Raw genomic sequence first — 14,518 nt, 5'->3', positions numbered from 1 at the left:
CCACCCGCTGCTGGCCTCGTGGGGCAAACAGGGACGTGACTACCTGCACCTGCTCGACGGCTTTGACCAGCCCGAACACTACCGTGCCCACTGGAGCCGGGTGGACCTGTTTGTCGACCCCGCTGCCGACGGCGCGGCCGCCTCGCAGCTGGCGCAACTGCAGTCAGCCATCCTGAACCTGGAGCCGCCGCCGCCCGAGCCGCTGGCCCAGTCCGACGACGGCTCGATCTGTCTGGTCAGCGCCCACAGCGCCCAGCGTGAGCTCGAAGTCTTGCACGACCGCCTGTTGGCCTGGCTGGAGGCAGACCCCAGTCTGCAGCCGCGCGAGGTGATGGTGATGGTGCCCGACATGCCCGCTTTTGCGCCGCACATCCACGCTGTGTTTGGCCGCTTCACGCCGGGCCAGCCACGCTACATCCCGTTCTCGGTGGCCGACACCACGGCGCGCCAAAGCCCGCTGGTGCAGGCGCTGGAGCAGCTGCTGAACCTGCCCAGCTCACGCCTGTCGCTGGCCGACTGGCTGGGCCTGTTTGAAGTCGCGGCGGTACGGGCGCGTTTTGGCCTGGATGAAGCCGGTGTGTTGCAGCTGCAAACCTGGCTCAGCGCCGCCGGTGTGCGCTGGGGACTGGACGCCGACCACCGCCAGGCCTGGGGTCTGCCCGCCGGGGCCTCCGGGCTGGCGCAAAACACCTGGGCCTTTGGCCTGCGCCGCCTGCTGCTGGGTTACGCCGTTGGCGCAGGCAGCGCCGAGCTGTGGTGCGACACCCTGGCCCAACCCGCGCTCAGCGGCCTGGACGCGCCGCTGGCGGCCGGCTTGCTCGACTGGCTCGATGCCATTGAACAAACCCTGCCGACACTGCAGGCTGAACAAACCCCGGCGCAATGGGGCCAGACCCTGCAGGCCCTGGTGGCGCGCTTTTTTGCCGCCGATGACGAGGCCGATGAACGCGCCATCGGCCACTTGCTGGCGCCCCTGGAAGTCTGGCTGCAAGCCTGTGCTGACGCCCAGCTCACCAACCCCTTGCCGCTGGAGGTGGTGCGTGAACACTGGCTGGCCCAGCTGTCCGAGTCCGGCTTGCAGCAGCGTTTTTTTGGCGGCGGTGTGCAGTTTGGCACCCTGATGCCGATGCGCTCGATCCCGTTCAAGGTGATTGCCCTCTTGGGCATGAACGACGGCGCCTATCCCCGGGTGCAGAGCGCACGCGACTTTGACCTGATGGCCGGCAGTTGGCGCGCTGGCGACCGTTCGCGCCGCGAGGACGACCGCTACCTGTTTCTCGAAGCGCTGTTGTCAGCCCGGCAAACCCTCTACGTCAGCTGGCAGGGCCACAGCGCCAGTGACAACAGCCCACGCCCGCCCTCGGTGCTGGTGGCGCAGCTGCTGGACTACCTCAACAGCTGCTGGAGCCCGGCCAGACAAGCCCAGGCTCAGCCGCTGCAACCGTTTTCATCCGTGTATTTTGAAGCCGGTTCAGGGTTTGACACTTTTGATGCCGATTGGGAACAAATTCGGCCTCTAGCCCGGATGGAACCTGCTCAGATAGCTATTGAAACAATAGCGCCTCAAGCGTTGGCCGAAGCCCCCAGGAGCTTGACCCTGGCCGACCTGGAGCGTCTGCTGCGCCAACCGGTCGAGGTGTTTTTCCGCCACCGGCTGCAGGTAGAGTTCGACCAGCCGGACGAGCTGGAGCAAGAAGACGAACCCTTTGCCCTCAACGCCCTGCAAGCCTTCCAGGCCGGTCAGGCCCTGCTGCAGGCGGCGGGTGACGCCCAGGCGCTGGCGCGTCTGCAGGGCGCCGGGGCGCTGCCGCTGGCCGGTTTTGGCCAGCGCACCGCCGCCCATCTGCTGGACCAGGCCCAAACCGTGCTGCAGGCGCAGGAGCCATGGTGGCAGCACTACCCCGAGCCGCTGGCGGCCCAGCCGGTGGACCTGGTGCTGGACGGCGGCCTGACCCTGAGCGGCACCCTGACCGACTTGCGCGGCCAGACCATGGGCAGCCGCAGCCCCTGCCTGCAACTGGCTGCCCGCACCGGCGCCGTGCTGCAGGGCCAAAAAGGTGCGGCGGCGGCCCGCGGCCACGTGCTGGTGGGCCTGTGGGTGCGGCACCTGGCGGCCTGTGCCAGCGGCCTGGTCGTGACCAGTGTGCAGCTGGGGGTGGACGGCCAGGTGCTGCTGCGGCCCCTGAGCGCTGATGCCGCGCTGGCCGTGCTGAACCGGCTGGCCCGGGCCTATGCCCAGGCCTGGGCCGCTGTGCTGCCGGTGGCCTGCAAGACCGCCTGGGCCTATCTGTTGACCGAGCAGCACAACCAGCAGCTGCTGGCGGCTGGCAAACCCGGCAAAGACGCCTGGGAAGAAGCACGCAAGGTGTTTGATGCCGGGCCGCGCGGTGGTGAATGGCAAACGTCTGTCTACTTGCAACGCGCTTTTGCCAGCGACGCGGCGCTGGCCGAGGGGCTACCTTACTGGGCGCAGGAACTGTATGGCGATCTGCTGGCTGGACTGGACATGTCGCAGGAGGGGTCGCCATGAACGTCGGCCCCTTGCAGCACGAGCTGAATCCGCTGACGCTGCCCTTGAGCGGCCTGCAACTGATCGAGGCCTCTGCCGGCACCGGCAAGACCTGGACGCTGGCGGCACTGTACGTGCGCCTGGTGCTGGGCCACCGTGCGGACGCGCCCGAGCTGGGCGCGGGCCTATACCCGCCGCAAATCCTGGTCATGACCTTCACCGAGGCCGCCACCGCCGAACTGCGCGAGCGCATCCGTGAGCGGCTGGCCGAGTCAGCGCGGTTTTTTGCCGTCGGCCAGCAAGGGCAGGGCGACCCGTTCCTGCACCAGCTGCGCGAGCAGATCGCCGCAAGCCAGTGGCCGCAGTGTGCCCAGCGGCTGGACCTGGCCGCGCAGTGGATGGACGAGGCCGCCATCTTCACCATCCATGGCTGGAGCAGCCGCATGCTCAAGACCCATGCTTTTGACAGCGCCAGCCTGTTTGAGCAGCGCCGGGTCGAAGACAGCGAGCGGCTGCAACTGGTGGCCGCGCAGGACTACTGGCGCCGGTGGTTTTATGCGCTGGACGTGCCCACCCTGGCGGCCTTGAACGCGGTGGGTGACACCCCGCAGGCGCTGCTGGAGCAGCTCAAGGGCCTGTGGCGCAATGCCGATCGCGCCCCGGCGCCTGCTGCTGCGCCGCCGCCCGCGCCCAACGAGGTGCTGACGCACTGGTCCGCCTGGCAACAGCAGCGGTTGGCCCTGGAGGCCGTGGCCCGCACCGGCTGGACAGCCGAGGTGGCGCAGGGCGTGAGCGACGCCGCTGCCGCCAAACGCATCAAGGGTTACCGCGCCGACTGGCTAGCTGGCTGGCTGGCGCAGATGGCCGACTGGGTACAGGGGCAGGACATCAAACCCGAGACGCTGGCGCGTTTCACCGCCAGCACGCTGCAAGACAAAGGTTGGGCCGGAACGGACAGCTGGCCGGTATTGGTCCAGCTCGACACCCTGCACCAGCACCTGCAAGCCGAGCCCGATGTGGCCCAGGCGCTGCTGGCCCATGCCGCGCAGGAAGTGGCCCGTGCCTACCAGCGCGCCAAGGCTCAGGCCGCGCAGTTTGATTTTTCCGACCTGCTGAAAAACCTCTACCACGCCCTGCAGGCCCCGGATGGCCGCCTGGCCAGCGCCATCCGCGCCCAGTACCCGGTGGCGCTGGTGGATGAATTCCAGGACACCGACCCCTGGCAGTTTGGCAGTCTTGACCAGATTTACGGCCAGCCCGGCCCGGCAGACGCAGGGTTGATCATGATCGGCGACCCGAAACAGGCCATTTACAGCTTTCGCGGCGCTGACCTGGCCACCTACCTGAAGGCGCGTTTGCAGGCCCAGGGCATCTACAACCTGCCGGGCAACTACCGTGCTACCGAGGCGGTGGTGGCGGCGGTGAATCACATCTTCAGTCAGGCGCAGGCGCCGTTTGGCAGCGTGCCATTTGTGCCGGTTCGTGCCTGCAACCCCAAGGTGCAACCCTTGCAGGTGGCGGGTCAGGCACAGCCTGCGCTCACGGTCTGGCACCTGCCGCTGGCCAAACCGGCGACCAAACCCGTGCTGTTGTCCGAGATGGCTGCCGTGTTTGCAACCCAGATGGTGACGCTGCTGCACAGCGGCGCGGCGCAGCCGGGCGACATGGCGGTGCTGGTGCGTGACTGGAGCGAGGCTGCCGCCATCCGCGACGCCCTGGCGTTACGCGGCGTGCGCAGTGTCTACCTGTCCGAGCGCAACAGCGTCTACGCCAGCCAGCAGGCCACGGATCTGTGGCGCATTCTGCGGGCCGTGGCCAGCCCCGGCAACAACCGGTTGGTGCGCGCTGCGTTGGCCACGGCCACCTGGGGCTTGAGCTGGCCGGCGCTGGACGCGGTACTGGCCGATGAGGCCGCCTGGGATACGCTGGTGGAGCAGTTTTTGCAGTGGCAGCGTGTCTGGCGCAGCCAGGGTTTTTTGCCCATGCTGTACCGTCTGCTACACGACCAGGGCCTGGCCGCCCGCCTGCTGCAAGACAGCAGCCAGGGCGAGCGTGGCCTGACCAACCTGCTGCATCTGGGTGAGCTGCTGCAAGCCGCCAGCCTGGAACTGCAGGGTGAGGGCGCCTTGATCCGTTACCTGGAAGAGCAGCTGCGCCGCCCGCAAGCCAGCGGCGACAGCGCCCAGCTGCGGCTGGAAAGCGACGCGGCGCTGGTGCAGGTGGTGACGCTGCACAAATCCAAGGGGCTCGAATACCCGCTGGTGTTCCTGCCCTTCATCTCGAACTACCGTGACGAGGCCAGTGACAGCGGCCGCCCCGACAGCGAGCGCTTGAGTGAAGACATCCGCCTGCTCTACGTGGCGCTGACCCGCGCCAAACAGGCGCTGTGGCTGGGGGTGGCGCCGGTGCGCGGTGATGTGGATGGCACGACACCGAAGGTCAAAAGCGCCTTGTCGGCGCTGCTGGGGCGGCGCGCCCCCGACGACCTGTGGCCGCGCCTGCAGGCCTGGGCCGGTGACGGGGTGCTGCTGCAAACCGCACCCGCGGCCACGCTGGACGTCTACCAGCCGCCGCAGCAGTTGAAAACCGCCAAGGGGGCACGGCAGCCACAGCGCCTGCTGGCGCGGGGTTGGTGGAGCGCCAGCTTCAGCGCCCTGACGCGGGATCTGGCCCACGGCTTGGTGCCGGAGCGGGCGCCAACCCCCACCAGCGAGCTGGACGAACAGTGGCTGGACGCCCAGCTCGATGCCCGCACCGAACCCACCCCGCTGGCGGCGTCCGCCGCCGATCTGCTGAGCACCGAACCGGCCTTCAACGACTTTCCGGCCGGCAGCCGTTACGGCACGCTGCTGCATGACTTGCTGGAGTGGCAGGCCCGGCGCGGCTGGCCAGTCGCGCAGCCCGACACCGGCAACGCCGAGTGGACCGCGCTGCTGGACAGCCACAGCCAGCGGCTGAGCCTGCCGGCCGAGCAGTGCGCCCGGCTGGATGGTTGGATTCGCCAGATTGTGTGCTCAAATCTGCCTCTAGCCCAGACCAATAAAGCACATGTAGCTATTCAATTAGGAGCAATTGAGGCAGCTGACCTGTGGCCCGAGATGGGTTTTACGCTGCCGGTGCAGAGCCTGGGCAGCGTGGCGCTGGACCAGCTCATCACCCGCCACGTCTGGCCCGGCCAGGCCCGTGCGCCGCTGCAGCGCCGCCAGCTGCAAGGCATGTTGACCGGCTTCATGGACCTGGTGCTGCTGCATGAAGGGCGCTACTACGTGCTCGACTACAAGTCCAACCGGCTGGGCGGGTATGCGCCCGAGGCCTTGCGGCAGGCCATGCTGGCCCACCGCTACGACGTGCAAGCCACGCTGTATGTGCTGGCGCTGCACCGCCTGCTGAAGAGCCGCCTGCCGGGTTATGACTACCAGCAACACGTCGGCGGCGCGCTCTACCTGTTTTTGCGCGGCATCGACCAGCCTGGCGCTGGCCTGCTGCCGCTGCTGCCGCCGCAGGCGCTGATTCAGGCGCTGGATGACGCCCTGCGCCAGACGGCGGTGGAGGAGGCCGCATGTTGAACGACCTCCAGGCAGCTGGCCTGCCGCTGACCGCGCTGGACCGGGCGTTTGCCCGCTTTCTGCAGCAGGCCCAGCCCAGCGGCGATGCGCGCCACGGCTGGCTCGCGGCGCTGGTCAGCCACCAGTTTGGGCGTGGCCACGCCTGCCTGGACCTGACTGCATTGCAGCAACACGGCGTGTCCGCGCTGGGCTGGGATGCGCGCCTGCAAGCGGATTTGCCGCCGCAGCTGGCGTCTGCTGCGGCCAGCCTGCCATGGATCAGCGGCGCGGGCAGCCCGCTGGTGCTGGACGGCCAGCGCCTGTACCTGCGGCGCAACTGGCAGGCCGAGCAGAGTATCCGCACCGCCATTGACTTGCGGCTGGCGCAGCCGTGCCCGGTGCCGGACACGCTGGCGCCCGCGCTGGATCGCCTGTTTCCCGGTACGGCCAACAGCAGCAGCCCTGACTGGCAAAAAGTCGCCTGTGCACTGGCGGCGCGTGCGCGCCTGACGCTGATCACCGGCGGCCCCGGCACGGGCAAAACCACCACCGTGGTGCGGCTGCTGGCGCTGCTGCAGTCGCAGTCCGGGCGGCCCCTGCGCATGGCGCTGGCGGCACCCACCGGCAAGGCGGCGGCACGGCTGGGTGAGTCGATTGCGCGGGCGGTGCAACAGTTGCCGGCGGCCATGCAGGTGTCCATCCCGACCCAGGCGCAAACCCTGCACAAGCTGCTGCAAGTGCGCGCTGCCGTGCAGGCCAGCCCGCCGCCAGCCCTGGCGCTGGATCTGGTGGTGGTGGACGAGGCGTCGATGATCGACCTGGAGCTGATGGCGCGTTTGCTGGCTGCGGTGCCGCCCAGCGCCAGCCTGATCCTGCTCGGGGACAAGGACCAGTTGGCCTCGGTCGAGGCCGGGGCGGTGATGGGCCAGCTGTGTGATGGCGCCCAGGCAGGCAACTACGACGCCGACAGCGTGCGCTGGATGGCGCAGCACAGCGGCCAGGACGTCAGCGCCTGGGCGGGCGCGGGTTCGGCGCTGGCGCAGCAGACTGTGATGCTGCGCCACAGCCACCGGTTTGCCGCCAGCAGTGTGATTGGTCAGTGGGCCAGCGCTGTCAACGCTGGTGAGCGCGCGGCGGTGGCCGATTTGTGGTCAGCCACCCCGGCCTGGTCGGCGCCAGACGGTACCAGTGTCACGCGGCTGGAGCCACGTCATGCGGGAGACAGCCGGCTGGCGGCACTGGTGCGGGCGGGCTGGGGCGATTGGCTGCAGGCCCTGGCGGACCTGCGTGGGGCTGAGGCGGGCGATTGCAGCGACACCCAGGCGCTCAGGTTGTTGCAGACACTGGGCCAGTTCCAGCTGCTGTGCGCCTTGCGGGAAGGCCCGTGGGGCGTGCTGGCGCTCAATCGGGTCATCGCCCAGGCCCTGGGCTTGCCGCTGGACGGCTGGTACGCCGGGCGCCCGGTGATGGTCACGCGCAATGACTACAACCTGCAGCTCATGAACGGTGACATTGGCCTGTGCCTGCCCACCGCGCGCGGCCTGCGGGTGGCCTTTGCCGATACCGGTCCGCAGGGCGGCCACGCGGTGCGCTGGGTCCTGCCCAGCCGACTGGACGCGGTGGAAACCGTGTTTGCCATGACGGTGCACAAGTCCCAGGGGTCGGAGTTTGACCATGTGGCCCTGGTGTTGCCCGAGCGCACGGCGCCGGTGCTCACCCGTGAGTTGCTTTACACCGGCATCACCCGCGCCAAACAGCGGCTGACGCTGGTGGTGCCGCAAGCCGGTGTGTTGCGCCAGGCGGCGGCGCAGAAGATTTTGCGCAGCGGCGGGCTCACCAGTTAAGGCGCCGCCCGCCCGCAGGCAAGACCCGGTGGGGTTTCAGTGTTTGCCGGAGCCCGCTGGCCCGCGGCGTGACTGCGACTGGTTGGCGCCGCCGACATGGGCCTCGCGGTCGTTGCGGCTGTCCGGCGTGCGCTGCCCCTGGTTCAGCTGGGTGGACTTTTGATGTCCGAGTTTGTTGGCATCGTTGTCCACTTTGCCCGTGTGCGGCTCTTGTTTGTCCCTGGGGTTCTGATGGGTTGTCATGGTGGCTTCCTTGCTATGAATCATCAAACGCATTGCTTGTCCACGCAGGTCATGCTAACGAAACTCAGGGCGCATTGCAAACGCAAAAGTCAAGGTTGTGTCTAGATCGCCGCCAGGATCGCGGTCAGCAGCTGCCAGCAGTGGGCCACCGACTGCACCTGCACCGACTCGCCGGGGGCATGGGCGCCGCGGATGGTGGGGCCAAAGGACACCATGTCCAGATCGGGGTACTTGCTGCCGATGATGCCGCATTCCAGCCCGGCGTGGATCACATGGGTGCTGGACTCCGCTGCGAATGCTGACCGGTAGACCGATTGGCACAGGGCCAGCAGCGGCGAAGCCGGGTTGGGCCGCCAGCCCGGGTAGGGGTCCGACAATGTTGCGGCCACACCCGACAGGGCCAGCAGACTGGCGATTTCGTTGGCCTTTTCCAGGGCGGCGCTGTCCACCAGTGAGCGCACCATGAAGTTGCAGGCCCCGGTCTGCGGGCTCACCTCAACCGTGCCCAGGTTGTTGGAGGTTTCAACCACCCCGGGCACCTGCACACTCATGCGCTGCACCCCATGTGGCGCTGCGTGCAGTGTGGCCAGCCAGAAGGCTTGGTCCGGGGCGCTCATCACCTGATCCAGCGCCCACGGCTGGCAAGTGACACCGACCCTGTCATCCACACCGGCCAGTTCCTGGCGCAGCAGCACCTGCCATTGCGCCAGCTCGTCGCCCAGCGCCGCTGCTGCCTCGGCGGGCAAAGTGAACGTGGCAAAGGCTTCGCGTGGCAAGGCGTTTCTGGCCGTGCCACCTTTGAGAGTCGAAAGCCGCAGGCCCCAACGCCGTTCCAGTTGGCGCAGGATGCGGACCAGCAGCTTGATGGCGTTGCCCCGGCCTTCGTGGATGTTCAGGCCGGAATGCCCGCCACGCAGGCCATGGATGTCGAGACGCATGGCCAGGTGGCCATCCGGGATCGCTTGGCACTGGCCCGCGCGCTGCACATTCACATCCACGCCACCGGCACAGCCCAGGTAGAACTGACCCCATTCCTCGGTGTCGAGGTTGAGCATCAGCCGGCTTTGCAGCACACCGGCGGCCAGCCCCTGGGCGCCACCCATGCCGGCTTCTTCATCAACGGTGAACAAGGCCTCAATCGGCCCGTGGACCAGCTGGGGATCTTCCAGAACCGCCAGCATCAGTGCCACGCCGATGCCGTTGTCCGCGCCCAGCGTGGTGCCTTCGGCCACCAGCCAGCCATCACGCAGGACGGGGGTGATCGGATCACGCAGGAAATCATGCGGGGTGTCGGCATTGGCCTGGCACACCATGTCGAGGTGGGACTGCAGGACCACGCTGGGGCTGGATTCCCGCCCGGGACTGGCGGGCTTGCGCACGATCAGGTTGCCCACGGGATCGATCACCGTGGCCAGCCCGCGGGCCTGCGCCCAGTGATTCAAATGCTCAACCAGAGCAGCTTCGCCTTTGGAGGGGCGGGGCATGGCGCACAGGGTGGCGAAATGGGCCCAGACCGGGGCGGGTTGCAGGGTGTCAAACAAGGAGGCAATGGCTGTGGATGTCATGGGGTTGCTCTTGCGCAAACAGGTGGGTTGAGGGGGACAAAGAGGTTATTGTCAGTCAGGGACAGGACCAGGACTGATAGCGCGGTTTGTCACGACAATACACCACGGACCGTGGCGTCCACCACGCTTTGGCACAACTTGCCGTGGTATGCCGAGGACTGATCCCAGAACCTGAAACCAAAATGAGAGGCTTCAATTTGCATTCACCCTCCATCAGATTCAGTGCCATCGAAATCCCAGTCGCCAGCCTGGAGCGGGCAACCCGTAACGCCTGGGCGCCTCGTGGGTTTGGTTTTCGGGACAGTGAAGGCAATCACCTGGCGGTCTTCTCTTTTGTCAAAAGCCCGTGAGGGTGTGAGGCCCGCCGCCTGACTGGGCGCCGGTTCGCCGGCTTTTGGGGCCGACGAACCTGGCGCATCAGAGGGGGTCAGTTCGTGGGCAGGCCGTCCAGCGGCACGCAGCTGCAAAACAGGTTGCGGTCGCCGTAGACGTTGTCAATGCGGCCCACGGGCGGCCAGTATTTGCTTTGCTTGAGACCCGGCACCGGGAACGCCGCCAGCTCACGTGAATAGGGCTTGTCCCAATCGGCGCCGAGCAAGGCGGCGGCCGTGTGGGGGGCGTTTTTCACGGGGTTGTTGTCCTGCGGCCAGACACCTTGCTCGACTTGGGCGATTTCCCCGCGGATGGCGATCATGGCGTTGATGAAGCGGTCCAGCTCCTCCAGTGTCTCACTTTCGGTGGGTTCGACCATCAGCGTGCCGGGCACCGGGAAGCTCAACGTGGGCGCGTGAAAACCGTAGTCCATCAGGCGTTTGGTCACATCTTCAGCGCCAATGCCGGTGCTGTCCTTGAGCGCGCGCACGTCCAGGATACATTCGTGCGCCACCCGTCCGGGCTTGCCGTCCACCGGCACGCTGGTGTAGAGCGTGGGGTAGTGGTCTTTCAGGCGGGCGCTGATGTAGTTGGCGCTCAGGATGGCGGTTTCGGTGGCGGCCTTGAGGCCGTCGGCGCCCATCATGCGGCAGTACATCCAGCTGATCGGCAGGACGGCGGCGTTGCCCAGCGGCGCGGCCGAGACGGCACCCACACCCTGGGTCGCCAGACCGCCTGTGGCATGCCCGGGCAGGAACGGCACCAGGTCTTGCACCACACAGACCGGGCCCACACCGGGGCCGCCGCCGCCGTGCGGGATGCAGAAGGTCTTGTGCAGGTTCAGGTGGCTGACGTCACCGCCAAATTCGCCGGGAGCGGCCAGGCCGACCAGGGCGTTCATGTTGGCACCGTCCACGTACACACGGCCGCCATGGCTGTGCACCAGTGCGCACAGTGCCTTGACGTTGGTCTCGAACACGCCGTGGGTGCTGGGGTAGGTGATCATCATGGCGGCCAGGTTGGCGCTGTGCTGTTCACACTTGGCCTGGAGGTCGGCCATGTCGACATTGCCTTGTGCGTCGCAGGCGGTCACGATCACCTTCATGCCGGCCATGGTGGCGCTGGCCGGGTTGGTGCCGTGGGCGCTGCTGGGGATCAGACAGATGTTGCGGTGGGCTTCACCACGTGATTCATGGAAGGCACGGATGGCCATCATGCCGGCGTATTCCCCCTGGCTGCCCGCGTTGGGCTGCAGGCTGATGCCGGCGTAGCCAGTGGCCTGGCACAACCAGGCGCGCAATTGGGCGTCCAGCTCGGCGTAGCCCTGGCGCTGGTCGGCCGGGGCAAACGGATGCAGATGGGCAAACTCGGGCCAGGTGATGGGAATCATCTCGCTGGTGGCGTTGAGTTTCATGGTGCAGCTGCCCAGCGGGATCATGCTGCGGTCCAGCGCCAGGTCAAAGTCGCTCAGTCGGCGGATGTAGCGCAGCATGCCGGTTTCGCTGTGGTGGCTGTTGAACACCGGGTGGGTCAGGTAAGTGCTGGTGCGGCGCAGGGCGGCGGGCAGCAGGTCGCTGGTGACTGATTCCAGGTCGGCCACCTTGGGAACGCTCTGACCGGGCTTGGCAAAGAAGCCCCAGAGCTGCTCAAGGTCGGCGCGGGTGGTGGTTTCGTCCAGTGAGATGCCCAATGAATTTTGTGAAGAAAATCGCAGGTTAGCCCGCGCATTGATTGCATTTGTAGCTATTGATTTAGTAGCATCGCCGGTGTGTACCGTCAGCGTGTCAAATGCCGTGGCATGGGCCACGGCATAACCCATGGCTTTCAGGCCAGCAGCCAGCACGGCCGTGAACCGGGCCACCCGCAGGGCAATGCGTTGCAGGCCTTGGGGGCCGTGGTACACCGCATACATGCTGGCCATCACGGCGGGCAGCACCTGCGCCGTGCAGATGTTGGAGGTGGCTTTTTCCCGGCGAATGTGTTGTTCGCGGGTTTGCAGCGCCAGCCGGTAGGCAGGGTTGCCATGGGTATCGACGCTGACGCCGACCAGGCGCCCTGGCATGGAGCGTTTGTGTGCGTCCAGGCAAGCCATGTAGGCGGCGTGCGGGCCACCGTTGCCCATGGGCATGCCAAAGCGCTGGGTGCTGCCAATGGCGATGTCGGCGCCAAGTTCACCTGGCGGCACCAATACCGTGAGGGCCAGCAGGTCGGCGGCCATGATGACCACGCCGCCTTTGGCTTTGTAGGCCGCAATCCACTCACGGTCATCACGCACCACGCCGCTGACACCGGGGTATTGCAGCAGCACGGCAAAACTGTCCTGCGTCAGGGCGTCGTCACCGCGACAGGTTTTGACGCTGATGCCCAGCGGCTCGGCGCGGGTGCGGATCACCTCCAGGGTTTGCGGCAGCACCTCTTCATCGACAAAAAAGGTGCTGGATTTGGACTTGCTGACACGCATGGCCAGCGTCATGGCTTCGGCGGCGGCAGTGGCTTCGTCGAGCATGGAGGCATTGGCCATGGGCATGGCGGTCAGGTCGGCAATCATGGTCTGGAAGTTGACCAGCGCTTCCATCCGGCCCTGGCTGATTTCGGCCTGATACGGGGTGTAGGCGGTGTACCAGGCGGGGTTTTCCAGGATGTTGCGCAGGATCACACCGGGGGTGTGGGTGCCGTAATAACCCTGGCCGATGTAGCTTTTGAAGAGCTGGTTTTTGGCGGCGATGGACTTGAGCTCAGCCAGCGCGGCGGCTTCGGTGATGGCCGGTGGGATGTCCATGGCGCGGCTGCGGGCAATGGCGCGCGGCACGATCTCCTGGATCAGGGCGTCGCGCGACGGGGCGCCAACGGCCTGGAGCATGAGGGCTTCATCAGCCGCATCCACGCCAATATGGCGGGCAATGAATTCAGACGGGTTTTCCAGTTCGGCAAGGGCAGGGGTGTGGGACATGGCAAGCTCGGTCAACCGCTCGCCCCGAGCCTGTCGAAGGGCGGGCGAGTCAGGAAATGAAAATGGGCGGCGACAGGCTCGGCCCGAACAGGTGCGGCAGCGGGGCTGCCGCTGGCAATCAGTGGGCGTTGTCAGCCGCGTAGCTGGTGTAGCTGGTTTCGTCCATCAGGGCGTCCAGGTCAGCCGGGTTGGCCAACTTGACCTTGAAGAACCAGCCGGCACCCAGCGGGTCGGAGTTGGCCAGTGAGGGGTCGGCGCGCAGGGCTTCGTTGACTTCCGTGACTTCACCATTGGCGGGCATGTACACGTCAGCCGCTGCCTTGACGGATTCGACCACAGCCGCAGCATCCTTCTTGGCGTAGGTTTTGCCAACTTCGGGCAGGTCGACAAACACCACGTCGCCCAGTGCATCCTGGGCATGGTGGGTGATGCCCACCGTGGCCAGATTGCCGTCGATCTTGACCCATTCGTGGTCGGGGGTGTATTTGATGCTCATGAAAAAAACTCCAGTCAGTGATGTCAGGTGAAAAAAAGAAATTAACCGCGGAAATAGTTGGTGGGGACAAACGGCATGGCCACCACTTCCATGGGCACGGGTTTGCCACGGACGATGGCATTGACCCGGGTGCCCAGGGTGGCGAATGTGGTCGGCACATACCCCATGGCAATCGGCTGGTCGATGGTGGGGCCGAGCAGGCCGCTGGTGACTTCACCAAGACGTTGGCCGTTGCTGTCCTGCAGTTCGGTGTGTTCACGCACCGGCACCCGTTCCAGCGCCAGCAAGCCAACCCGTTTGCGGCTGATGCTCTCACCTGCGAGCTGCGCCAGGATGCGGGCGGCACCAGGGAAACCACCGGCCCGTTCGCCACCGGTGCGACGAACTTTCTGCATGGCCCATTGCAGGCTGGCTTCGACCGGCGTGGTACTGGTGTCGATGTCATTGCCATACAGGGGCAGCCCAGCTTCCAGCCGCAGGGAGTTGCGGGCACCCAGGCCGATGGGCTTGACCTCGGGCTGTGCCAGCAGTGCCTTGGCCAGCGCCAGCACCTGGGATTCATGCACCGAGATCTCGAAGCCGTCTTCACCGGTGTAGCCGCTGCGCGTCAGGAACACGTCGATGTGCTGCGTGCCGGTGTTCACCGTGAAGTTGCCGCCAGTCATGAACACCAGTTTTTCCACACCGGGCGCCAAGCGGGACAGTGCGATGACCGCCTGCGGACCCTGCAGGGCCAGCAAGGCATATTCGGGCATGGGAATGACCTGGCAACGCTGGCCGATCCTGGCCTGGATGTGGGCGATGTCGCCGACCTTGCAGGCGCCGTTGACGATGACAAACAACTCGTCGGCGCTTTTGCGGAAGAACATCAGGTCGTCGATGATGCCGCCGTCGTCATTGAGCAGCAGGCCGTAGCGCTGTTTGCCCACGGGCAGGCCGATCACATCGACCGGTATCAGGCTCTCAAAAGCCGCTGCCGCCTCCGGCCCGACCA

General features: G+C 66.5%; 8 protein-coding genes. 3 read left to right on the top strand and 5 right to left on the bottom strand.

What is annotated here, in order from left to right; all coding sequences use genetic code 11:
- The 3 genes from recC to recD all read left to right on the top strand — a co-directional run.
- Positions 1-2,530 (top strand): exodeoxyribonuclease V subunit gamma (recC, locus tag PHW99_RS11315; RefSeq protein WP_300177202.1); only part of this gene is annotated, 2,530 nt, incomplete at its 5' end.
- Entirely contained in the window at positions 2,527-6,075 is a 3,549-nt protein-coding gene (gene recB, locus PHW99_RS11310) for an exodeoxyribonuclease V subunit beta (RefSeq protein ID WP_300177200.1), read from the top strand. The genes recC and recB, both read left to right, overlap by 4 nt.
- A complete protein-coding gene (recD, locus tag PHW99_RS11305; protein WP_300177198.1) occupies positions 6,069-7,898 on the top strand; it encodes an exodeoxyribonuclease V subunit alpha in 1,830 nt (609 codons plus the stop codon). Before recB ends, recD begins: the two co-directional genes overlap by 7 nt.
- Before the next feature lie 36 nt (positions 7,899-7,934).
- Here the strand turns inward: recD and PHW99_RS11300 are convergent, their stop codons facing one another.
- The 5 genes from PHW99_RS11300 to gcvT all read right to left on the bottom strand — a co-directional run.
- Entirely contained in the window at positions 7,935-8,141 is a 207-nt protein-coding gene (locus tag PHW99_RS11300; protein WP_300177196.1) for a hypothetical protein, read from the bottom strand.
- 101 nt (positions 8,142-8,242) lie between these two features.
- Positions 8,243-9,706 carry an aminoacyl-histidine dipeptidase gene (locus tag PHW99_RS11295; RefSeq protein ID WP_300177193.1) on the bottom strand — a complete coding sequence of 488 codons (1,464 nt, stop codon included), beginning with the start codon at positions 9,704-9,706 and terminating at the stop codon, positions 8,243-8,245.
- A 427-nt stretch (positions 9,707-10,133) separates the two neighbouring features.
- Positions 10,134-13,028 (bottom strand): aminomethyl-transferring glycine dehydrogenase, encoded by a 2,895-nt coding sequence (gene gcvP, locus PHW99_RS11290; protein ID WP_300177190.1) that lies wholly within the window; start codon positions 13,026-13,028, stop codon positions 10,134-10,136.
- A 118-nt stretch (positions 13,029-13,146) separates the two neighbouring features.
- Complete coding sequence (gene gcvH, locus PHW99_RS11285; protein WP_300177187.1) at positions 13,147-13,524, bottom strand: glycine cleavage system protein GcvH; 378 nt, start codon at positions 13,522-13,524, stop codon at positions 13,147-13,149.
- A 41-nt stretch (positions 13,525-13,565) separates the two neighbouring features.
- The coding region (gcvT, locus tag PHW99_RS11280) for a glycine cleavage system aminomethyltransferase GcvT (RefSeq protein ID WP_300177184.1) at positions 13,566-14,518 on the bottom strand (953 nt) is incomplete at its 5' end.

Origin of the sequence: Rhodoferax sp. (genome assembly GCF_028689305.1) — a bacterium.
GTDB lineage: Bacteria > Pseudomonadota > Gammaproteobacteria > Burkholderiales > Burkholderiaceae_C > Rhodoferax.
The sequence above is the reverse complement of the archived record's forward strand: the minus strand, read 5'-3'. Positions and strand labels throughout refer to the sequence as shown.

Bases quoted from the DNA above. Each gene is read 5' to 3' on its own strand.
- recB (WP_300177200.1), top strand. From the start codon at position 2,527: ATGAACGTCGGCCCCTTGCAGCACGAGCTGAATCCGCTGACGCTGCCC.
- recD (WP_300177198.1), top strand. From the start codon at position 6,069: ATGTTGAACGACCTCCAGGCAGCTGGCCTGCCGCTGACCGCGCTGGAC.
- PHW99_RS11300 (WP_300177196.1), bottom strand. From the start codon at position 8,141: ATGACAACCCATCAGAACCCCAGGGACAAACAAGAGCCGCACACGGGC.
- PHW99_RS11295 (WP_300177193.1), bottom strand. From the start codon at position 9,706: ATGACATCCACAGCCATTGCCTCCTTGTTTGACACCCTGCAACCCGCC.
- gcvP (WP_300177190.1), bottom strand. From the start codon at position 13,028: ATGTCCCACACCCCTGCCCTTGCCGAACTGGAAAACCCGTCTGAATTC.
- gcvH (WP_300177187.1), bottom strand. From the start codon at position 13,524: ATGAGCATCAAATACACCCCCGACCACGAATGGGTCAAGATCGACGGC.